The 18,068-nt window shown below is 71.2% G+C and carries 17 protein-coding genes; 10 read left to right on the plus strand and 7 right to left on the minus strand.

Translation table 11 applies throughout. From position 1 onward, the window contains the following. Positions 1–10: 10 nt before the first annotated feature. Positions 11–1,330, minus strand: a complete 1,320-nt coding sequence (locus tag ABT297_RS07785) for an MATE family efflux transporter (RefSeq protein ID WP_350545962.1) — start codon at positions 1,328–1,330, stop codon at positions 11–13. Between the two features lie 119 nt (positions 1,331–1,449). After that, the gene (locus tag ABT297_RS07790) at positions 1,450–2,886 is read right to left on the minus strand and encodes a GuaB1 family IMP dehydrogenase-related protein (RefSeq protein WP_350545965.1); all 1,437 of its coding nucleotides are present in this window, start codon (positions 2,884–2,886) and stop codon (positions 1,450–1,452) included. Between the two features lie 106 nt (positions 2,887–2,992). Between ABT297_RS07790 and ABT297_RS07795 the strand changes: the two genes are divergently transcribed. The 3 genes from ABT297_RS07795 to ABT297_RS07805 all read left to right on the plus strand — a co-directional run bounded on the left by ABT297_RS07795 (position 2,993) and on the right by ABT297_RS07805 (position 6,021). Next, complete coding sequence (locus tag ABT297_RS07795) at positions 2,993–3,379, plus strand: CBS domain-containing protein (protein WP_350545968.1); 387 nt, start codon at positions 2,993–2,995, stop codon at positions 3,377–3,379. Positions 3,380–3,515: 136 nt separating this feature from the next. Next, on the plus strand, positions 3,516–4,610 hold the full coding sequence (locus tag ABT297_RS07800; protein ID WP_350545971.1) for an aminotransferase-like domain-containing protein: 1,095 nt from the start codon (positions 3,516–3,518) through the stop codon (positions 4,608–4,610). A 271-nt stretch (positions 4,611–4,881) separates the two neighbouring features. Then, entirely contained in the window at positions 4,882–6,021 is a 1,140-nt protein-coding gene (locus ABT297_RS07805) for a magnesium and cobalt transport protein CorA (RefSeq protein WP_502885518.1), read from the plus strand. A 137-nt stretch (positions 6,022–6,158) separates the two neighbouring features. Here the strand turns inward: ABT297_RS07805 and ABT297_RS07810 are convergent, their stop codons facing one another. Beyond that, positions 6,159–6,803 (minus strand): hypothetical protein, encoded by a 645-nt coding sequence (locus ABT297_RS07810; RefSeq protein ID WP_350545973.1) that lies wholly within the window; start codon positions 6,801–6,803, stop codon positions 6,159–6,161. 177 nt (positions 6,804–6,980) lie between these two features. Between ABT297_RS07810 and ABT297_RS07815 the strand changes: the two genes are divergently transcribed. Then, a complete protein-coding gene (locus ABT297_RS07815; RefSeq protein WP_350545975.1) occupies positions 6,981–7,520 on the plus strand; it encodes a peptidylprolyl isomerase in 540 nt (179 codons plus the stop codon). Between the two features lie 45 nt (positions 7,521–7,565). Further along, the gene (locus ABT297_RS07820) at positions 7,566–8,507 is read left to right on the plus strand and encodes a rhomboid family intramembrane serine protease (protein WP_350545977.1); all 942 of its coding nucleotides are present in this window, start codon (positions 7,566–7,568) and stop codon (positions 8,505–8,507) included. Here ABT297_RS07820 and ABT297_RS07825 read toward each other — a convergent pair. Further along, a complete protein-coding gene (locus tag ABT297_RS07825) occupies positions 8,495–9,145 on the minus strand; it encodes a TetR/AcrR family transcriptional regulator (RefSeq protein WP_350545980.1) in 651 nt (216 codons plus the stop codon). The two genes, ABT297_RS07820 and ABT297_RS07825, sit on opposite strands and share 13 nt — an antisense overlap. 67 nt (positions 9,146–9,212) lie before the next feature. Between ABT297_RS07825 and ABT297_RS07830 the strand changes: the two genes are divergently transcribed. After that, positions 9,213–9,668: an SCP2 sterol-binding domain-containing protein gene (locus tag ABT297_RS07830; RefSeq protein ID WP_350545983.1), complete on the plus strand. Its 456-nt coding sequence runs from the start codon at positions 9,213–9,215 to the stop codon at positions 9,666–9,668. 3 nt (positions 9,669–9,671) lie between these two features. Next, a complete protein-coding gene (locus ABT297_RS07835) occupies positions 9,672–10,886 on the plus strand; it encodes an acyl-CoA dehydrogenase family protein (protein WP_350545986.1) in 1,215 nt (404 codons plus the stop codon). Between the two features lie 20 nt (positions 10,887–10,906). Here ABT297_RS07835 and purD read toward each other — a convergent pair whose 3' ends face one another. Both purD and ABT297_RS07845 read right to left on the minus strand, forming a co-directional pair. Continuing rightward, on the minus strand, positions 10,907–12,154 hold the full coding sequence (purD, locus tag ABT297_RS07840; RefSeq protein WP_350545988.1) for a phosphoribosylamine--glycine ligase: 1,248 nt from the start codon (positions 12,152–12,154) through the stop codon (positions 10,907–10,909). A 22-nt stretch (positions 12,155–12,176) separates the two neighbouring features. Next, positions 12,177–13,463 (minus strand): adenylosuccinate synthase, encoded by a 1,287-nt coding sequence (locus ABT297_RS07845; RefSeq protein ID WP_350545991.1) that lies wholly within the window; start codon positions 13,461–13,463, stop codon positions 12,177–12,179. A gap of 83 nt (positions 13,464–13,546) precedes the next feature. On the opposite strand from ABT297_RS07845, the gene ABT297_RS07850 reads away from it, so the two are divergent. Beyond that, the gene (locus ABT297_RS07850) at positions 13,547–14,422 is read left to right on the plus strand and encodes a diacylglycerol kinase family protein (RefSeq protein ID WP_502885519.1); all 876 of its coding nucleotides are present in this window, start codon (positions 13,547–13,549) and stop codon (positions 14,420–14,422) included. A gap of 97 nt (positions 14,423–14,519) precedes the next feature. Beyond that, positions 14,520–16,175 carry a chromosome partitioning protein gene (locus tag ABT297_RS07855; RefSeq protein ID WP_350546149.1) on the plus strand — a complete coding sequence of 552 codons (1,656 nt, stop codon included), beginning with the start codon at positions 14,520–14,522 and terminating at the stop codon, positions 16,173–16,175. A 30-nt stretch (positions 16,176–16,205) separates the two neighbouring features. Here the strand turns inward: ABT297_RS07855 and ABT297_RS07860 are convergent, their stop codons facing one another. Beyond that, entirely contained in the window at positions 16,206–16,622 is a 417-nt protein-coding gene (locus ABT297_RS07860; protein WP_350545993.1) for a DUF3151 domain-containing protein, read from the minus strand. Between the two features lie 203 nt (positions 16,623–16,825). On the opposite strand from ABT297_RS07860, the gene ABT297_RS07865 reads away from it, so the two are divergent. After that, on the plus strand, positions 16,826–18,061 hold the full coding sequence (locus tag ABT297_RS07865; protein ID WP_350545995.1) for an LOG family protein: 1,236 nt from the start codon (positions 16,826–16,828) through the stop codon (positions 18,059–18,061). The last annotated feature ends 7 nt before the right edge of the window (positions 18,062–18,068 follow it).

Below are 18,068 nucleotides of genomic sequence, written 5' to 3' on the forward strand. Positions count from 1 at the left end.
CACAGCCCGCTCAGACCGGAGCCTCGCTGGGCTTCTGTGGAACGTCCGCACGCGGCGCGGGTGTGCCCGGCGGCGGGCCGACCGACTTCAGGGCGTAGGCGTACAGGATCACCATGCAGATCAGGCCGACGGTCGAGCCGGTCAGCAGGCCCCACGCGGCGCCGTGCAGCCCGCCCCAGTCCGCGCCGAGGGTCAGGCCGCTGAGCGAGACCGTGGCGAACACGACGTACTGCAGGAACAGCATCCGCGCCCGGTGCATCCCGCGCATCGCCGCGGTGAAGGGCACCTGCAGCAGGTACACCGCGCCCTGCAGCGCGATCGGCAGGGCCAGCGGGGCGGCCTCGGCGAACTTGTGCGTGTGCACGAGCACGAACGAGACCACCGGCCAGACGATCAGCACCATCAGCACGCCGAGGATGGCGAAGACGGTGGCCAGCCGCTGGGTCTGGCGGCGCAGCGCCAGGGCAGCCTCGATGCCCTCCGGGCCCGGCTTGGCGGCGGTTGCGGCGTTGCGGGAGGCGCGTGGGACGAGCAGGCTCTGGATCGCGGTGATCAGGTTCTGGATCGGCGAGAGCTGCACGGTCTGCACGAAGCGCAGGTTGCCCAGGTCGACCTTGGAGAGCCGGCCGGCGACGACGAAACTGATCGCGAGCACCTGCACCTGGGCCACGATCGCGGTGGCGGTGAACCAACTGGACAAGTGTCGGGTCTCCGACAGCCAGGCTGGCGGGCTGCCCCGCCACGGCAGGCGGCGCTCGCGCACCAGGTAGACGGTGGCGCCGGCGGTGGCGCCGAGGCCCCAGACCGTCAGCAGGCCGGCGGCGCTGGAAGTGTGCGTTACGATCATGACGGCGACCATGACCGCCTGGGTGCCGGCCCAGACCAGGTCGATGCCGAGGGCCTTGTCCGGGCGCCGGTCGGCGAGATAGTCGCAGCGTGCCGTGTCGTGCAGCATGATCGGCACCATGAACGGCGCGAGCCAGATGAGCTTGCCCAGGTCGATCTCGCCCGTGTTGGGCCAGACGGCCCAGAGCACCACGAAGATCACGGTGGCGACCACGCCGGAGCACAGCGCGGTGGCCACGCCGTTGCGGGCCAGCCGCACGCGGGGCTCCCCGTCGTACCGCGACGCCAGCGCCAGCAGCACGTCGCCGACGACCGCGCGGTTCATGTACATGGCGAAGTAGCCCACGGCGAGGGCGAGCGCCAGCGCGCCGAACTGCTCCTTCGGCAGCAAGATGCCACCCAGGAGGGTGTTCGCCGAGTTGGCGGCGGCGATGACCACCTGGTCCAGCAGGCCCGCGCCGACGAAGCGAGAAGCGCCGCCCAACCCCTGCAATCGGCGCAATAACGGGCGTAGGTTCACGAGCCGGAATGGTCGCGATCGAGATTCACGAGAGGCACCTTACGTGACCTGCGTGTGACCGGACCATCCGACTTTTGCCGCAATCACCAGCTCACGTCGAGAGGTTTACCCTCCGCGTAACCCGCGGCGCTCTGCACGCCGACCGTCGCGCGCTCGGCGAACTCGGCCATGTCGGCGGCGCCCGCGTAGGTGCAGGCGCTGCGCACCCCGGCCACGATCTCGTCGAGGATGTCCTCCACGCCGGGGCGGCGCGGGTCGAGGTACATCCGGGAGGAGGAGATCCCCTCCTCGAACAGTGCCTTGCGGGCGCGCTCGTAGGCCGTGTCGTCGGCCGTGCGGCGGCTCACCGCGCGGGCCGAGGCCATGCCGAAGTTCTCCTTGTAGAGCCGGCCGTCGGGGTCGCGGCGCGGGTCGCCGGGCGACTCGTGGGTGCCGGCCAGCCAGGAGCCGATCATCACGTTGGAGGCGCCGGCGGCGAGGGCCAGGGCCACGTCGCGCGGGTGGCGGACCCCGCCGTCGGCCCACACGTGCCCGCCGTGGTGGCGCGCCTCGGCGGCGCACTCGAGCACCGCGGAGAACTGCGGGCGGCCGACCCCCGTCATCATCCGGGTGGTGCACATGGCGCCCGGCCCCACGCCGACCTTGACGATGTCGGCCCCCGCGGCCAGCAGGTCGGCGGTCCCCTCCCTGGTGACCACGTTGCCGGCCACCACCGGCACGGCCGGGCCGAGCGCCCGCACCGCCCGCAGCGTGCCGATCATGCGCTCCTGATGGCCGTGCGCGGTGTCGACCACGAGCACGTCGACGCCGGCGGCGATGAGCTTGTCCGCGCGCCCGGCCGCGTCGCCGGTGATGCCGATCGCGGCGCCGATGCGCAGCCGGCCCTCCGCGTCGACGGCCGGGGAGTAGAGCGTGGCGCGCAGCGCGGCGTTGCGGGTCAGGATGCCGACGAGCCGGCCGGCCGGGTCGATCACCGGCGCCAGCTTGTGGTGGCCGGCGGCCAGCCGGTTGAACGCCTCCTCGGGCGTCGCGTCGTCGGGCAGGGTGAGCAGGTTGCGTGACATGACGCTGCCCAGCTGGGTGAAGCGGTCGACGTCGGTGCAGTCACTCTCGGTGACCACGCCGATCGGGCGGCCGTCCTCGACCACGATCACCGCGCCGTGCGCCCGCTTGGGCAGCAGGTCCAGGGCGAGGGAGACGGTCTCGGCCGGGCCGAGGGTGATCGGGGTGTCGTACACCAGGTGTCGCTGTTTCACCCAGGAGACCGCCTCGGCGACGACGTCGATCGGGATGTCCTGAGGGATGATCGCGAGGCTGCCGCGGCGGGCGACGGTCTCGGCCATGCGCCGACCGGCGACGGCGGTCATGTTCGACACGACGATCGGGATCGTGGTGCCGCTGCCGTCGTGCGTGGTGAGGTCGACCTGCATCCGCGACTCCACGGCCGAGCGACTCGGCACCATGAAGACATCGTCGTAGGTAAGATCGTGCCCAGGCGTCTGGTCCTTGAGAAACCGCACGTCGTGCAACTGTATCGCGGGCGCCTTGCCGGGTGAGCAACTCTTGAGAGTTCGTCTCCGAAGCGAGACGATGTCCGTACCGTGCCTTGCGAGGAGTTGATGCGCCATGCAGGTTCACGAAGCCATGTCCACGGCCGTCGTCCAACTCGGCCCGGACCACACCCTACGTCAGGCCGCCGCGCTCATGTCGGGGCGGAAGGTCGGCTCGGCGATCGTGATCGACCCGGACGGTGCCGGCGTGGGCATCATCACCGAGCGGGACATCCTCAACGCGATCGGCACCGATCTCGACCCCGACGTCGAGCGGACCGCCGACCACATCACGTGGGAGGTTGTCTACGCGACCCCCTCGTGGACGATCGAGCAGGCCGCGGCCGCCATGGTCCGCGGCGGCTTCCGCCACCTGGTGGTCCTCGACGGCGACGACGTGCTCGGGGTGATCTCTGTGCGCGACATCATTCGTGTCTGGGTTCAGACGACAATCCTGGCGTGATCGTCGGTCCGCGACGCGGAATCGGCCCCGGCGGGGTCGCCGCACCGGAAAAACGCCGGTCAGGGCCTTCGTCGCCCCAGGTGGCGGGCGGGGAACTCGGCTGAACGGCGGCCGCGCGGCTGCGTAGGCTGCCACCATGCAGCTGATTTCTTTCGCCCGTGGCGCGCCGAGTCTCGACATCATCGACATCGACGGGCTCAAGGCGGCCGCGGTACGCGCCTTCGAGGCCGACCCGGCCGGCATCACCGCCTACGGCACGTCCGTCGGCTACCTTCCGCTGCGCTCGTGGATCGCGGCGAAGCACGGCGTGGAGCCCGACCACGTCATCGTGACCAACGGCTCGCTGCAAGCCGACGCGCTGCTCTTCGAGCACCTGGTCAAGCCCGGCGACGTCGTGGTCGTGGAGAAGCCGACCTACGACCGCACCCTGCTCAACCTGCGCAACCTGGGCGCCACCGTGCACCAGGTGACGGTGCGGGAGGACGGCCTGGACGTCGAGGAACTGCGCGCTCTGCTGGAGAGCGGCGTCCGCCCGCGGCTCGCGCACATCATCCCGAACTTCCAGAACCCCGCCGGCGTGACCCTGTCGGCCGAGAAGCGCCGCGCGCTGGTCGGGCTGGCCGAGCAGTACGGGTTCACGATCTTCGAGGACGACCCCTACGCGGACATCCGCTGGCGGGGCGAGAAGCTGCCCACGATGCTGTCCCAGGACACCGCCGGCGTCGTGGTGCACGCGAGCTCGTTCACCAAGACCATCGCGCCCGGCCTGCGGGTCGGCTACCTGGTCGGTCCGCAGGAGACGATCGCCGCGATCGCGAAGCGGGCCACCAACCTCTACATCTCGCCGAGCATGGTGGCCGAGGCGATCACGCACCAGTTCTGCGTGAACGGCGACATCGAGCGTTCGATCGCGACGGTGTCCGCGACGCTGGGCGAGCGGGCCCGGCTGCTGGCCGAGGGGCTGCGCAAGCACATCCCGGACGCGACGTTCGTCGAGCCCGACGGCGGCTACTTCCTCTGGGTGGAGCTGCCCGAGGACGTCGACACGACGGAGCTGGAGAAGGTGGCGGCCCGGGACTTCGGCGTCGCCGTGGTCAAGGGCAGCGACTTCCTGCTCGAGGGCGGACGGCACTCGGTCCGGCTCGCGTTCTCGGCGGTCCTCACGGATCAGGTCGACGAGGGCGTCCAGCGCCTCGCGGCGGCGATCGAGGCGGTGCGCAGGGCCGGCTGAGGCCATTCACGTCCCGTCGGCGGCAAGTCCAAGCAAGCTGACACCAAAACGTGATGGTGGGGGTGGTTCCCCAGGCGGTACCGGATGGATCAAAATCCAGCCCGGCGCGCTTTGCGAATCGCGCTGCAGGCATCACCCCCCGCCCCCAACGGCACCGGGTGGGCCGACCGCGCCCCCACCCCCCCCACCTGCGGTCGGCCCGCCCGGTGCCAACTTTCGGGCGGAAGTTTGCACCCCGCGGGCCGACCTCGCTCCACACAGGGAGGTCGAGATGGCCGACGATCAACACTCCGGCACCCGTCCGCTGCAGCGCGCGCTGTCCCGGCCGGTGCGGGCCATGTCGCGGATGCTCAACAGCTCCACGCCACTGGCGGCCAAGTCCGCCGCGCAGCCGCCGGAGCAGAGCGCGATCGTGGACTGCGCGCTGTACATCGACGGCGTGCGCCAGCCGGGCAACCGCAACTACGCGGAGGCGCTGCAGACCGCCCGGCGGCACCACGGCTTCGTGTGGATCGGTCTGAAGGAGCCCGAGGCGGCCGAGATGGCCGCGATCGCGGAGACGTTCCAGCTGCACGAGCTGGCCGTCGAGGACGCGGTGCAGTCGCGGCAGCGGCCGAAGGTCGAGCGGTACGGTGACATGACCTTCCTGACCATGCGCACCGCCCGGTACGTCGAACACGACGAGCTGACCGACACCAGCGAGGTGGTCGAGACCGGCGACGTGCTGATGTTCATCGGCGAGCACTTCGTCATCACCGTCCGGCACGGCGACGCGAGCCGGCTCGCCCCGGTCCGCTCCGGGCTGGAGCGCCGGCAGGAGGTGCTGGCCCGCGGGCCCTGGGCCGTCGCCTACGCCGTCGCCGACAGCGTGGTCGACATGCTCGTCGAGGTCGCGACGGGAATCGAGGAGGACGTCGCCGCGGTCGAGGACCAGGTGTTCAACCCGCAGCGCGGCGGGCGTCGCGACGCCGACCGCATCCAGCGCATCTACCAGCTCAAGCGCGAGCTGATGGAGTTCAAGCGGGCGGTGCTGCCGCTGCAGCGGCCGATGTCCGGGCTGGTGACCGGGCAGCTGGCCGACGTGCCGGACGAGATCCGCCGATACTTCCGCGACGTCGGCGACAACCTCGCCCGCGCGGTCGAGCAGGTGCTCTACCTCGACGACGTGATCAACTCGGTGCTCGCGGCGCGGCTGGCGCAGGTGAGCGTCGACCAGAACAACGACATGCGCAAGATCGCCGCGTGGGCCGCCATCGCCGCCCTGGTCACCTCGATCGCGGGCATCTACGGCATGAACTTCGACTTCATGCCCGAGACGCGCTGGGTCTTCGGCTATCCAGGCGTGATGACGCTGATGGTCGGTGGCTCGGCGGCCTTGTTCTGGGGGTTCCGCCGCAGCGGCTGGTTGTAGACGGTGGGCGTAGGTGGGCCGTCCCCCGTGGCCGGGGACGGCCCACCTACGCGAACGCGCCCTGAGGCCCGTTTCATGACTGAGGCGAGGCCAAATCTGGACTTCGCCTCGCTCCCACCCCAGTCATGAAACAGGTCTCAAGAGCGGCTGTTCTTCGACGCGGCCTGCGACATCGGGGACTTCTCGTGCTCCCCGCTGCCGCTCGGGCCCGTGTTGGTGCTCTTGTGGCCGATCAGGTCGGAGGCGCGGTCCTTGGCCGCCTCCCCCATCGTCCGGGCCTTGTCCATGCCCGCGTCCATCGTGGACTTCGCGGACTCGAGCATCGAGCCGCTGTCACTCGTCGTGCGGGTCGCGCCGTACTCGTCCCAGCTCTGCTGGTCGCGGCGTCGGCGCAGCATCGCGCTCGCCACGCCGACGGCGGCGCCCGCCATCAGAAGCCCACCGATCATCTTCGGCCAGCGCCGCGATGACCCCTGCCCGTTCTTCATCATGCCGACTTTCCCCTTGCGCCCCATCTTGGCCGCCTTGCGGCCGGCCAGCCGCGAGCGGTCCCGCGCGATGATCATGACCGTGTCCACGCCGCCCTTGGCACGGCTCATGCCGCTCTCCAGATGCGGCTTCATGGCCCTGCGAGCGGCGTCGACGCGCGGCGCCAAGGCGCCCGAAGCGCCATCGGCGGCGTGCGCCGCGGCCATTCGCAGGTGATCGAGGCTTTCCCCGAGCTCGTCCCGTACGAGCCGGCTGTGCGTCTGCACCTGACGACGTCGAAACACTTGCTCCACCTCCTGAGGCGCGGAAACCCGTCCGTCCCTGGTTACCCCGATCCGACCAGGGAGAACCTCAGGAGCAGGTCCGCTCCGGGTCATCCTGCAACGAACCGGCCGCCCGTACACCCGGATCCGCCAGAATCGACGTCGGATACGGTGATGACAGAATGTCACCAAGGAAAGGGAGAACTGGTGGCCGAGCAACTGTTCGCGACGCTGCACACCAACGTCGGTCCCATCCGGCTTGAGTTGTTCCCCAACCACGCGCCGAAGACCGTGGGCAACTTCGTGGAGCTCGCCGAGGGCACCAAGGAATACACGGACCCGCGGACGGGCGAGGGGGGCAAGGGGCCGTACTACGACGGCGTCATCTTCCACCGCGTCATCGCCAACTTCATGATCCAGGGCGGCGACCCGACCGGCACCGGCACGGGCGGCCCGGGCTACAACTTCAATGACGAGATCCACCCGGAGCTGTCCTTCAACCGGCCCTACCTGCTGGCCATGGCCAACGCCGGCATCCGCTTCGGGCAGGGCACCAACGGGTCGCAGTTCTTCATCACGGTCGGCCCGACGCCGCACCTCAACGGCAAGCACACGATCTTCGGCGAGGTCGCCGACGAGAATTCCCGCAAGATCGTCGACCAGATCTCGACCGCGCGGACGGGTCGGATGGACCGCCCGGTGGACGACATCGTCATCCAGCGTGTCGATATCGAGCGCACCGCGTAGCGAGCCCCGGGTGAGCCACGACAATGCCTGGCTAACCTTGTCAGCATGACTCAGCCGCCGGCGAACGTGGTCCCCGTCTGCTACCGGCACCCAAACCGCGAGACGTATGTCCGGTGCACCCGCTGCGACCGGCCGATCTGCCCCGACTGCATGAACGAGGCCTCGGTCGGTTTCCAGTGCCCGGACTGCGTCCGCGAGGGTACCAAGACGCAGCGCCAGGCTCGGACCGCGTTCGGCGGCGCCCGCACCGGCGCCGAGGGCACGGTGACGATCTCGCTGATCGTCGTCAACGTGCTGATCTTCATCGCCGGCATCATCAGCGCCGGCCGGAATGCGGCCCATGGGCTCGGCGGCGGTGGGATGGGCGGCCTGCTCGGTGGCTCGACCCCGCTCAACGACTGGGGCGCGGTGGTGCCCTACTGGGCCACCCAGACCGGCGTGCGGGTGGCACACAACGCCGTCGCCGACGGCGAATGGTATCGGCTGTTCACCGCGATGTTCCTGCACTACGGCCTGGTCCACCTGTTGCTGAACATGTGGGCCATATGGGTGCTCGGCCGGCCGCTCGAGGCGGCGCTGGGCCGGCTGCGGTTCCTCGCGCTGTACCTCCTGGCCGGGCTCGGCGGCAACGTGCTGGCCTTCATGCTGACCGGCCCCAACGTGCAGAGCGCCGGCGCCTCGACCGCCGTCTACGGCCTCTTCGCCGCAATGATCGTGGTGCTGCGCAAGATGCGGGCCAGCGTCGCCGGTATCGTCCCGGTACTCATCTTCAATCTGGTGCTGTCGTTCAGCATCAGAGGCGTCTCCTGGCAGGGCCACATCGGCGGGCTGATCATCGGCGGGATCGTGGCCGCCGGCTTCGCCTACGCCCCGCGCGAGCACCGCAACGCCACACAGATCGCAACGGTCGTCGGCACGCTGGTCCTGCTCGGCATCGGCTTCGCCGTCGGCCTGTCGTGGATACCGGCGGTGGGCTATCCGGCCTGAGACCGGTCCGTGTGCCAGACGCGGCCCTGCAACAGCGCGTCGGCGCCGACCCAGACGAAGTTCATCATCCGGGTAGCCGTCTGCTCCGGATCCTCCTCCTCGTGGTCGGCGAGCCAGTCCGCGAGGGACTCGGCCGCGCCCACGTAGGCGTAGGCCATCGCCAGGAAGTCGTCCGGGCGGGCCGGTGTCCGGGTCCGGCTCGCGAGGTCGGCCTGCGCGCAGGCGCCCTCCAGCAGCCCGGCGACCACCTCCACGATCCGGGTGCGCATGCCGGCCAGTTCGCCGGCGAAGCGCGGCTCGCTGCGGGCCTGCTGATAGAGCACCCGCCAGCCGTCCCGGTGCGCGCCGACGAACGCGAAGAACGCCCGCAGCCCGTTCCACAGCTGCTCGTCGGGGCGGGCGGTCGGGCGCACGCCACCGGCCACCGCCTCCATCAGGCGTGTGGCCTCGCGCTGCAGGCAGGCCAGGAACAGCTCGTCCTTGGCGCCGAGGTAGGCGTACACCATCGGCTTGGAAATGCCGGCCAACTCCGCGATCTCGTCCATGGACGCCGCATGGAAGCCCCGGTTGGAGAAGACCTTCACCGCGGCGTCGAGCATCTGCTGCTCGCGGACCACGCGCGGAAGCCGTTTCAGCATCTTGCCACCCTACTTACTCGTGCGTAAGGTTACGCATGAGTAGCTTAATATCTGCGGAGGACACACCATGACCGATCTTGACGCCCTGGGCGACTTCACCAGCATCGACCCGAAGCAGTTCGCGCAGCTCGTGAAGAGCACGCCGGACTCCCGGCTGGCCGAGATCATGAGCAGCCCCCAGCGCAAGACCGTCCTGGACACGATCTTCTCCCGGTTCCCCGAGCTGTTCCGGCCCGACCGCGCCGGCTCGACCAACGCGATCATCCACTGGAACATCACCGGCGCGGCGGACGGCGGCACCGACGCTTACGAACTGGTCATCGCCGACGGCGCCTGCAAGCTGTCGCCGAGCCCGGACCAGAGCCCGAAGCTCTCGATCACCGTCGGCCCGGTCGACTTCCTCAAGGTCGTCTCCGGCGCAGGCAACCCCATGATGATGTTCATGACCGGCAAGCTCAAGGCGAAGGGCGACCTGGGCCTGGCCGCCAACATCGCGAACCTCTTCGACATTCCCAAGGCCTGATCCATGCCCGAGTTCTCGCTCGACCTGAACGAGGAACAGCGGGACCTCCGCGACTGGGTGCACGGCTTCGCGGCCGAAGTCGTGCGCCCGGTCGCCGCGGAGTGGGACGCCCGCGAGGAGACGCCGTGGCCGGTGATCCGGGAGGCCGCGAAGGTCGGCCTGTATGGCTTCGAGTTCCTCGCCAACGCCTGGGCGGACCCGTCCGGCCTCTCGCTGTGCCTGGCCAACGAGGAGCTGTTCTGGGGTGACGCCGGCATCGGCATGGCCATCTTCGGCACGAGCCTCGCCGTCGCCGCCATCTACGGCAACGGCACCCCTGACCAGATGGTCGAGTGGGTCCCGCAGTGCTTCGGTGACGCCGCCGACCCGAAGGTGGCCGCATTCTGCACCACCGAGCCCGAGGCCGGCTCCGACGTCGGCTCGATGCGCACCCGCGCCCGTTACGACGAGGCCACCGACGAGTGGGTCCTCAGCGGCCAGAAGGCGTATGCCACCAACGGCGGCATCGCCAACGTCCACGTGGTGACCGCCAACGTCGAGCCGGGGCTCGGATCGCGGGGCCAAGCGGCGTTCGTCGTGCCGCCGGGCACCGCCGGGCTCGACGGCGCGAAGAAGCTCAAGAAGCTTGGCCTGCGCGCTTCGCACACCGCCGACGTGTTCCTCGACGACGTACGGGTGCCCGGCGCGTGCCTGCTCGGCGGCAAGGACGTCCTCGACGAGCGGCTCGCCCGGGCCCGCGAGGGCCGCAGGGCGCAGGGTCAAGCGGCGATGCGCACGTTCGAGCTGTCCCGCCCCGCCGTGGGCGCGCAGGCGCTCGGGGTGGCCCGGGCCGCATACGAGTACGCGCTGGAGTATGCCAAGGGGCGGGTGCAGTTCGGCCGGCCGATCATCGAGAACCAGGCCATCGCGTTCGCGCTTGCCGACATGCGCATGGAGATCGACGCCGCCCGCCTGCTGGTGTGGCGCGCCGCCTGGATGGGGCGCAACAACCGCCCGTTCGAGGCCGGCGAGGGCTCGATGAGCAAGCTCAAGGCCGGCGAGGTGGCCGTGGCGGTGACCGAGAAGGCCGTGCAGATCCTGGGCGGCGCGGGCTTCCTGCGCGAACACCCCGTCGAGCGCTGGTACCGCGACGCCAAGATCTACACCATCTTCGAGGGCACCAGCGAGATCCAGCGCCTGGTGGTGTCCCGCGCGATCTCCGGCACCTACATCCGCTGACCAGCGACGCGCGGGGTTGCCTACGGCAGGACGATGCTTCCCTCCGCCGCGGCGAGCGCGATGTCGGTGCGGAACTGGGCGCCGTCGAAGTCGACACCGCGCACCAGGGCATAGGCGGCGTCGCGGGCCTCGGCGAGGTTCGCGCCCAGCGCGGTGCAGGTCAGCACGCGGCCGCCGGCCGTCACCAGGGCCCCGTCGGCGGTGCGGGCGGTGCCGGCGTGCAGCACGCCCGGCACGCCGTCGGCGCCGGTGATCACGTCGCCCTTGCGGGCCGATTCCGGGTATCCGGCGCTGGCCAGAACCACGCAGACGGCGGCGCCGGAGCGCCACGCCAGCGGCGGGTCCTCGGCAAGCTTGCCGACCGCGGCGGCGTGCAGCACGCCGGCCAGCGGGGTCTCCAGCCGGGCCAGCACCGCCTGCGTCTCCGGGTCGCCGAAGCGGCAGTTGAACTCGATGACCTTGGGTCCGTCGGCGGTGAGCGCCAGGCCGACGTAGAGCGTGCCGCTGAACGTCGCCTCGCGGGCCCGCATCTCGGCCAGCGTCGGCTGGACCACCGTCGCCATGACGCGCTCGACCAGGTCCGGCGGCGCCCATGGCAGTGGCGAGTAGGCGCCCATGCCGCCGGTGTTGGGGCCGCGGTCGCCGTCGAAGATGCGCTTGAAGTCCTGGGCCGGCTGCAGGGGTACCGCGGCCACACCGTCGGTCACCACGAACAGCGACACCTCGGGGCCGGCGAGATACTCCTCGACCACGACCCGCCCGCAGGCCACGCCGTGGGCCAGCGCGGCCTCGCGGTCGTCGGTGACCACGACGCCCTTGCCGGCCGCGAGCCCGTCGTCCTTCACCACGTACGGCGGCCCGAACTCGTCCAGCGCCGCGGCCAGCTCCTCCGGCGTGGTGCACAGGAACGAACGCGCGGTGGGCACGCCCGCCGCGCGCATCACGTCCTTGGCGAACGCCTTCGAGCCCTCCAGCTGCGCCGCCTGCTGCGACGGGCCGAAGCAGGGGATGCCCTTCGCACGTACCGCGTCGGCGACCCCGGCCACCAGCGGCGCCTCGGGCCCGACGACCACCAGGTCGGCGGCCAGCTCCACGGCGAGCGCCGCGACGGCGCCCGGGTCGAGCGGGTCGACGTCGGCAAGCTCGCCCAGCGCTGCCATGCCCGGGTTTCCGGGGGCGCAGATCAGGGCGGTCACGGCCGGGTCAGCGGTCAGGGCGGCGGCGAGGGCGTGCTCGCGGCCGCCGGTACCGATGAGAAGTACACGCACTGCAGCAGACTAGTCGGACGGACTAGAGCAGCTCGTGCCGGACCACGTTTTCCTCCCGGCCGGGCCCGACCCCGATGATGGACACGCGGGTACCGGCGAGCTCCTCGATCCGCTCGATGTACCGCCGGGCGTTGGCCGGCAGGTCCTCGAACGCGCGGGCCTGCGAGATGTCCTCCCACCAGCCCGGCAGTTCCTCGTACACCGGCGTGGCGTGGTGGAACTCGGTCTGCGTCATCGGCATGTCGTCGGTGCGCTTGCCGTCGACCTCGTAGCCGACGCAGATCGGCACTGTCTTCAGGCCCGAGAGCACGTCGAGCTTGGTCACGACCAGGTCGGTGATGCCGTTGAGCCGGGTGGCGTACTTCGCGACCACGGCGTCATACCAGCCGGTGCGCCGCTCGCGACCGGTCGTCGTGCCATACTCCCGGCCGACCTTGCGCAGATGGACGCCGTTGTCGTCGAAGAGCTCGGTCGGGAACGGGCCGGAGCCGACGCGGGTGGTATACGCCTTGGTCACGCCGATGACCTGGGTGATCGCGGTCGGCGGGATGCCCGCCCCGACGCAGGCGCCGCCGGCGGTCGGGTTGGACGACGTCACGAACGGGTAGGTGCCGTGGTCCATGTCGAGCATGGTCGCCTGGGCGCCCTCCAGCAGGACCGTCCGGCCCTCCTCCAGGCCCCGCCACAGGACCTGCCGGGTGTCGGTGATGTACGGGCGGAGCCGCTCGGCGTAGGTCAGATACTCCTCGACCACCGCGTCGACGTCGATCTCCTTGCGGTTGTACACCTTGAACAGCACCTGGTTGCGCTCACGCAGCACGATCTCGAGCTTCTTGCGCAGGATGCCCGGGTCGAGCAGGTCCTGCACCCGGATGCCCATGCGCGCGACCTTGTCGCCGTAGGCGGGCCCGATGCCGCGGCCGGTGGTGCCGATGCGGGACGAGCCGAGGTAGCGCTCGACCACCCGGTCCAGCGCCCGATGGTGCGGCATGATGAGGTGTGCGTCACCCGATATCATCAGGCGGGACACGTCGACGCCGCGCTCGGCCAGCCCGTCGATCTCGGCCAGCAACACCTTGGGGTCGACCACGACCCCGTTGCCGATCACGATGGCCGCGTTGGGCCATAGGGCACCGGACGGCATGAGATGAAGGGCGAACTTCTGCCCATCGGGTGTCACCACCGTGTGACCCGCGTTATTGCCGCCGGAGTAGCGCACGACGTAGTCCACGTCGCCGCCAATCATGTCGGTAACCTTGCCCTTGCCCTCGTCGCCCCATTGTGCGCCGAGGAGCACGATCGCTGGCATGTCTGCTCGCCCCTCCAAGGTCGGGCGACCCGAGTTCGCCCGGATGCCAGGCTAACAACCTTCGGAAAGGCAGGCTGACAACGGTGGTCGACATCGTGCTGCTCGCGCTCGGCGACGACTCGCAGTGTGCCTGTGAAAACGGCGCGTGCGGCACCCGTACTCCCATTCTTGCCTGCCGCGACGCGCTGCGCACGGCTACCGCCGAGGTCCGGACGGTCGTCGCGCACGACGACGCGGAGATCGACGCGGCGCTGCGGGCGCTGCCCGAGTCGCGGCTGATCGTGGCCACCGCCGCCGACGGACAGCTGCGGGCCGTCGTGCGCCGGCTCGTGCGGATGTACGCCCCGGCGCCGAGCAAGCGCCCCGAGACGCTCTCCGAGGACCGCACCCTCCCCGACCTGCCGCCGATCGGCGTCCTGCCGCTCGGCCCCGACCCGACCGATCTGGCCACCCGGCTGGGCCTGCCGCGCGCCCCCGCCGACGTCGCCGCCGCGGTGCTGGGTGGCCGGGTGCGCCGCCTCGACCTGCTGCGCAACGACGGCGGCTCGATCACGCTCGACGGCGCCCTGCTGGGCGGCGTGGACGCCGGCGGCTCCGCGGGCACCTACCTGGCCCGTGTCGAGGTCGACGACGCCGTGCTGGCCGACGGGACCGAGCCGGTGCTGATGTCGGTCGTCGCCAACGCCGCGCGATACGCGACCGTCGACGGCCTGCCGCTGGTCGCCGCGCCGGCCATGGACGACGGCGTGCTCGACGTGGCGGTCGCCGTGCCAGTCGCCTCCCGCGGGCTCTTCCGCCGCCCGCGCGTGGAGATCCAGGTCCGCCGCGCCCATGGCCGGGCCGTCGCCATCTCGCCCCGGGCCGACGTGCCGTTCGTCGACGACGGCGTGGAGGGCACGCTCACCCGCAAGCGATCGTGGTGGATGGAGCGAGGCGCCTGGGGCGTCTACGTACCATAGGGCCCTTCGCGTCCCTGTCCCCTACAGACGTGCCGTACGGCGGACCCGTCGCATACGGTGGTAGCGCACCGTGGGGAGGGAAGCGATCGTGAACGACATGGTCTGGCCGCCGGACGAGAACATCGACGGGCGGCGGGGTGGGTCGCCGGCACAGCCCGGCCCCGAGCATGTCGGCTCGCCGTGGTCGCAGCCGCCCGGCAGCGTGGAACCGCCGGCGTGGCCGGTCCGCGAGGGCTCGCACCAAACAGACTCGCGCCAAACAGGCGATGCCGGCCAAGCGAACCAGCCCGACGACCGTGGACAGCCCGGGCACCCCGACGCCCCGTTGAGCCCGCAGCACGGCCTCGACGGCTGGCCGGGCCCGCAGCACGGCCGGCCGGTGCCGCACGTGCCGACCGGCGGTGAGCCGGTGTCCTCGCCGGGCGGCGGGGGCATCCCCGTGTCCGGCTCGGGCGCGATCCCGGTCTCCGGCGGCGGTGGCATTCCGGTGTCCGGCGGCATTCCGGTCGGCGGGCCGCTCGCGGGGCCGCCGCCCGCGTTCCCGGTGCCCCGGAAGCCCGTCTCGGGACCGCCGCTGCCCGGCCCGGTCTCCGGCCCGCCACAGGCCCCGCCGGCGCACCCTTATCCGCCCCCACCCCAGGGACCGCCGCAAGGCTTTCCGCCGCCGCGACCACCTCAAGGACCGCCACCTCAAGGACCGCCGACGCAAGCTCCGCCGTTGCAAAGACCTCCGGTGCAGGGGCCACCGCCGCAGGGGCCACCGCCACCGCCCGCGGTACCGCCGCTGCCCCCGCTGCCGCGGGAGCACTGGCACGACGGGAGCACCCCGACCGCCGAGGAGTTCGCCCGGCGCCGGCAGGCTCGGCCCGCCGACCCGGTCGCCTCGCGGGGCGTGCGGGCGGCGCTGTCCAAGGGCACGCTGGGGCTCGTCACGCTGCCGCCCGGGCGGCGGGAGATGGAGCACCGGAAGGAAGTCGAGATGGTCCGCCGCAACTTCGGTGGGCTGCGCCAGGTGACCGTGGTCAACCCGAAGGGTGGCGCCGGGAAGACCGTGGCCGTGCTGCTGTTGGCGATGACATTCGGGCAGAAGCGCGGCGGATACGTGCTGGCCTGGGACAACAACGAGACCCAGGGCACCCTCGGCATGCGCGCCCAGCAGGACTTCCACACCCGCACCGTGCGCGACCTGCTGCACGACATGGGAAACTTCCGGGGCGCGCAGGGCCGCGTCGGCGACCTGTCGCAATACGTGCGGGCGCAGGGCGAGGGCATGTTCGACGTGCTCGCCTCCGACGAGTCGGCGACGGCCGGCGAGATGCTGACCGCCGACGCGTTCGGCGAGATCCGTGACGTGGTGAGCCGGTTCTACAAGCTGATCGTGGTGGACACCGGCAACAACGTGCGCGCGGAGAACTGGCAGGCCGCGATCGACGCGACCGACCAGCTCGTGGTCACGATGTCGGCGCGCAACGACTCGGCCGAGACCGCCTCGCGGATGCTCGACCACCTGGAGCAGCACGGCCGGCAGCGGCTGGTGCGCCAGGCGGTGACGGTCGTGTCGATGCCGCCGAGCCGGCGCCACGTGGACGTGCCCGCGATCACCCGGCACTTCGCGGCCCGGACCCGCACCGTGCTGATCGTGCCCTACGAGCGGTTCATCGACTCCGGCGAGCCGATCCGCTACCCGGGCCTGTCCACGGCCGGCCGCGACGCCTGGCTCAAGGTCGCGGCGGCCGTGTCCGAGGGCCTGTGAGAGCCGTGTCCGGGAGGCTGTGACCGGAGGTCAGCCGGCGAGCGCGGCGGTGGCGGCCGGGTCGCTGTCATTGAGGAACGTGGCGCACCGCTCGGCCTCCTCGGCCTCGCCGATCGCCCCGGCGGCCTGGCCGAGCGCGTGGAGCGCGCGCAGGAAGCCCTGGTTGGGCTCGTGCGCCCACGGGATCGGGCCGGCGCCGCGCCAGCCGTTGCGCCGCAGCTGGTCGAGGCCGCGGTGGTACCCGGTCCGCGCGTACGCATAGGCGGTCACCGGCTCGCCGGCGGCCAGCGCCAGCTCGGCCAGGCGCGCCCAGGCGGCGCTGTAGGCCGGGATCGCCCCGGCGACCGCCTTGACCGCCTCTTCGGTGTCGGCCTTGGCCAGCAGCTCGGCGGCGTGCGGATCGGCGGGGAGCAGGGTGGGCGCGGGCTCGGGCAGCAGGTTCGGCATGCCGCAATTACATCAGAGGCGGCCTGGCTGAACGGTTGAGGCCGCGTTCCAGCGCACGGGGGGGTGTGCACACCCACTGCGCGTACTACAAATAAAGGTCCGGAGCCTCCCCAGGACCCGGTTAGCGATGGCTCGATCCTCGGGATCGGGCCATCGCCCTTTGTGCGCACGTCCCAGTGGTGTCCATTTGCAAGGATGTACGCGTGCCGACCCCGCCACCCCCTGACGTCGTCGCCCTGCACGACCATTCGCCGGACGAGATCGAGTCGCCGGAGGAGCTGCGGTTCCACCTCGACCGGAACACCCTGGCCGGCAAAATCATCCAGGGCCTGGACCTCGCCGCCGTCGACCTGTCCACCGTGGACGTCGCCGACGCACTCTTCATCGGCTGCCACTTCGCCGATCTCGACCGTGTCGTGGACCTGATGCTGCGCCGTGCGGTCGTGGTCCCCGAGTTCGCCGGCATCCCGTATCCGACGCACCCGTCGCAGCTGTACGGCCCGGCGGACCTCGCCGCCGGCTTCGTCTCCGACGGCTTCGATGGCATGTTCGACACCACCGTCTACCGGCACTTCCGCGCCACCGGCGGCGCGACGCCGGAGATCCGCGAGGCGGTCGCGCAGCGCATGCACGACTCCGGCATCGACAACGCCCTGGCCAACGTGACCGCCGGGTGGATCGCCGCGCGCGGGCCGGCGGCGGCGATCGGCATCATGGGCGGGCACGCGGCGCTGCGCGGTGCGGCGGAGTACCGCAGCGCGGCGGAGCTCGCGTGGCGCCTGGCCCGCGCCGACCGCCTGGTCGTCACCGGCGGCGGCCCGGGCGTGATGGAGGCCGCCAATCTCGGGGCATTCCTGGCCGACCACCCGCTCGACACGCTGTGCGAGGCGATCGACACGCTGGCGAAGGCGCCCGATTTCCACGATCACGATCCCTACACACAGGCGGCCCTGGCCATACGCGACAGCTTCGCCGACCCCGTCCCGCCCACACCGGACTCCGCCTCATACGCGCTGACCGGCCCGGCCAGCCGGGCGAACGGCGACGCGGTCACCTGGGCCCGGCGCGGCGGCCTGGCGATCCCGACCTGGCTCTACGGCCACGAGCCGGCCAACCTGTTCGCGGCGAAGATCGCGAAGTACTTCTCCAACGCGATCCGCGAGGACACGATCCTGCGCCTGTCGCGCGGCGGCATCGTGTTCGCCCCGGGCATGGCCGGCACGGTCCAGGAGGTCTTCCAGGCGGCGACGAAGTCGTTCTACGCCACCGACGGCACGAGCGGCCCGTTCGTCTTCCTCGACGTGCGGCACTGGACCGACCGCCTGCCGATCCGCGGGCTGCTCGAGCCGCTGCTCGCCGCCTCGCCGGTCGGCGACCTGCGTCCGCTGCTGCACATCACCGACGACGTGGCGGAGGCCGCCGAAATTCTGACCACCTGACTGAGGG

The sequence above is a fragment of the Dactylosporangium sp. NPDC000555 genome, assembly GCF_040300025.1.
Taxonomy (GTDB): domain Bacteria; phylum Actinomycetota; class Actinomycetes; order Mycobacteriales; family Micromonosporaceae; genus Dactylosporangium.

What these genes read in the sequence shown, in the direction of transcription:
- ABT297_RS07820 (WP_350545977.1), top strand. Translation starts at nt 7,566, where the DNA reads ATGACTCAGCCGCCGGCGAACGTGGTCCCCGTCTGCTACCGGCACCCA.
- ABT297_RS07800 (WP_350545971.1), top strand. Translation starts at nt 3,516, where the DNA reads ATGCAGCTGATTTCTTTCGCCCGTGGCGCGCCGAGTCTCGACATCATC.
- ABT297_RS07795 (WP_350545968.1), top strand. Translation starts at nt 2,993, where the DNA reads ATGCAGGTTCACGAAGCCATGTCCACGGCCGTCGTCCAACTCGGCCCG.
- ABT297_RS07805 (WP_502885518.1), top strand. Translation starts at nt 4,882, where the DNA reads ATGGCCGACGATCAACACTCCGGCACCCGTCCGCTGCAGCGCGCGCTG.
- ABT297_RS07845 (WP_350545991.1), bottom strand. Translation starts at nt 13,463, where the DNA reads ATGCCAGCGATCGTGCTCCTCGGCGCACAATGGGGCGACGAGGGCAAG.
- ABT297_RS07855 (WP_350546149.1), top strand. Translation starts at nt 14,520, where the DNA reads ATGGTCTGGCCGCCGGACGAGAACATCGACGGGCGGCGGGGTGGGTCG.
- ABT297_RS07835 (WP_350545986.1), top strand. Translation starts at nt 9,672, where the DNA reads ATGCCCGAGTTCTCGCTCGACCTGAACGAGGAACAGCGGGACCTCCGC.
- ABT297_RS07825 (WP_350545980.1), bottom strand. Translation starts at nt 9,145, where the DNA reads ATGCTGAAACGGCTTCCGCGCGTGGTCCGCGAGCAGCAGATGCTCGAC.
- ABT297_RS07830 (WP_350545983.1), top strand. Translation starts at nt 9,213, where the DNA reads ATGACCGATCTTGACGCCCTGGGCGACTTCACCAGCATCGACCCGAAG.
- ABT297_RS07860 (WP_350545993.1), bottom strand. Translation starts at nt 16,622, where the DNA reads ATGCCGAACCTGCTGCCCGAGCCCGCGCCCACCCTGCTCCCCGCCGAT.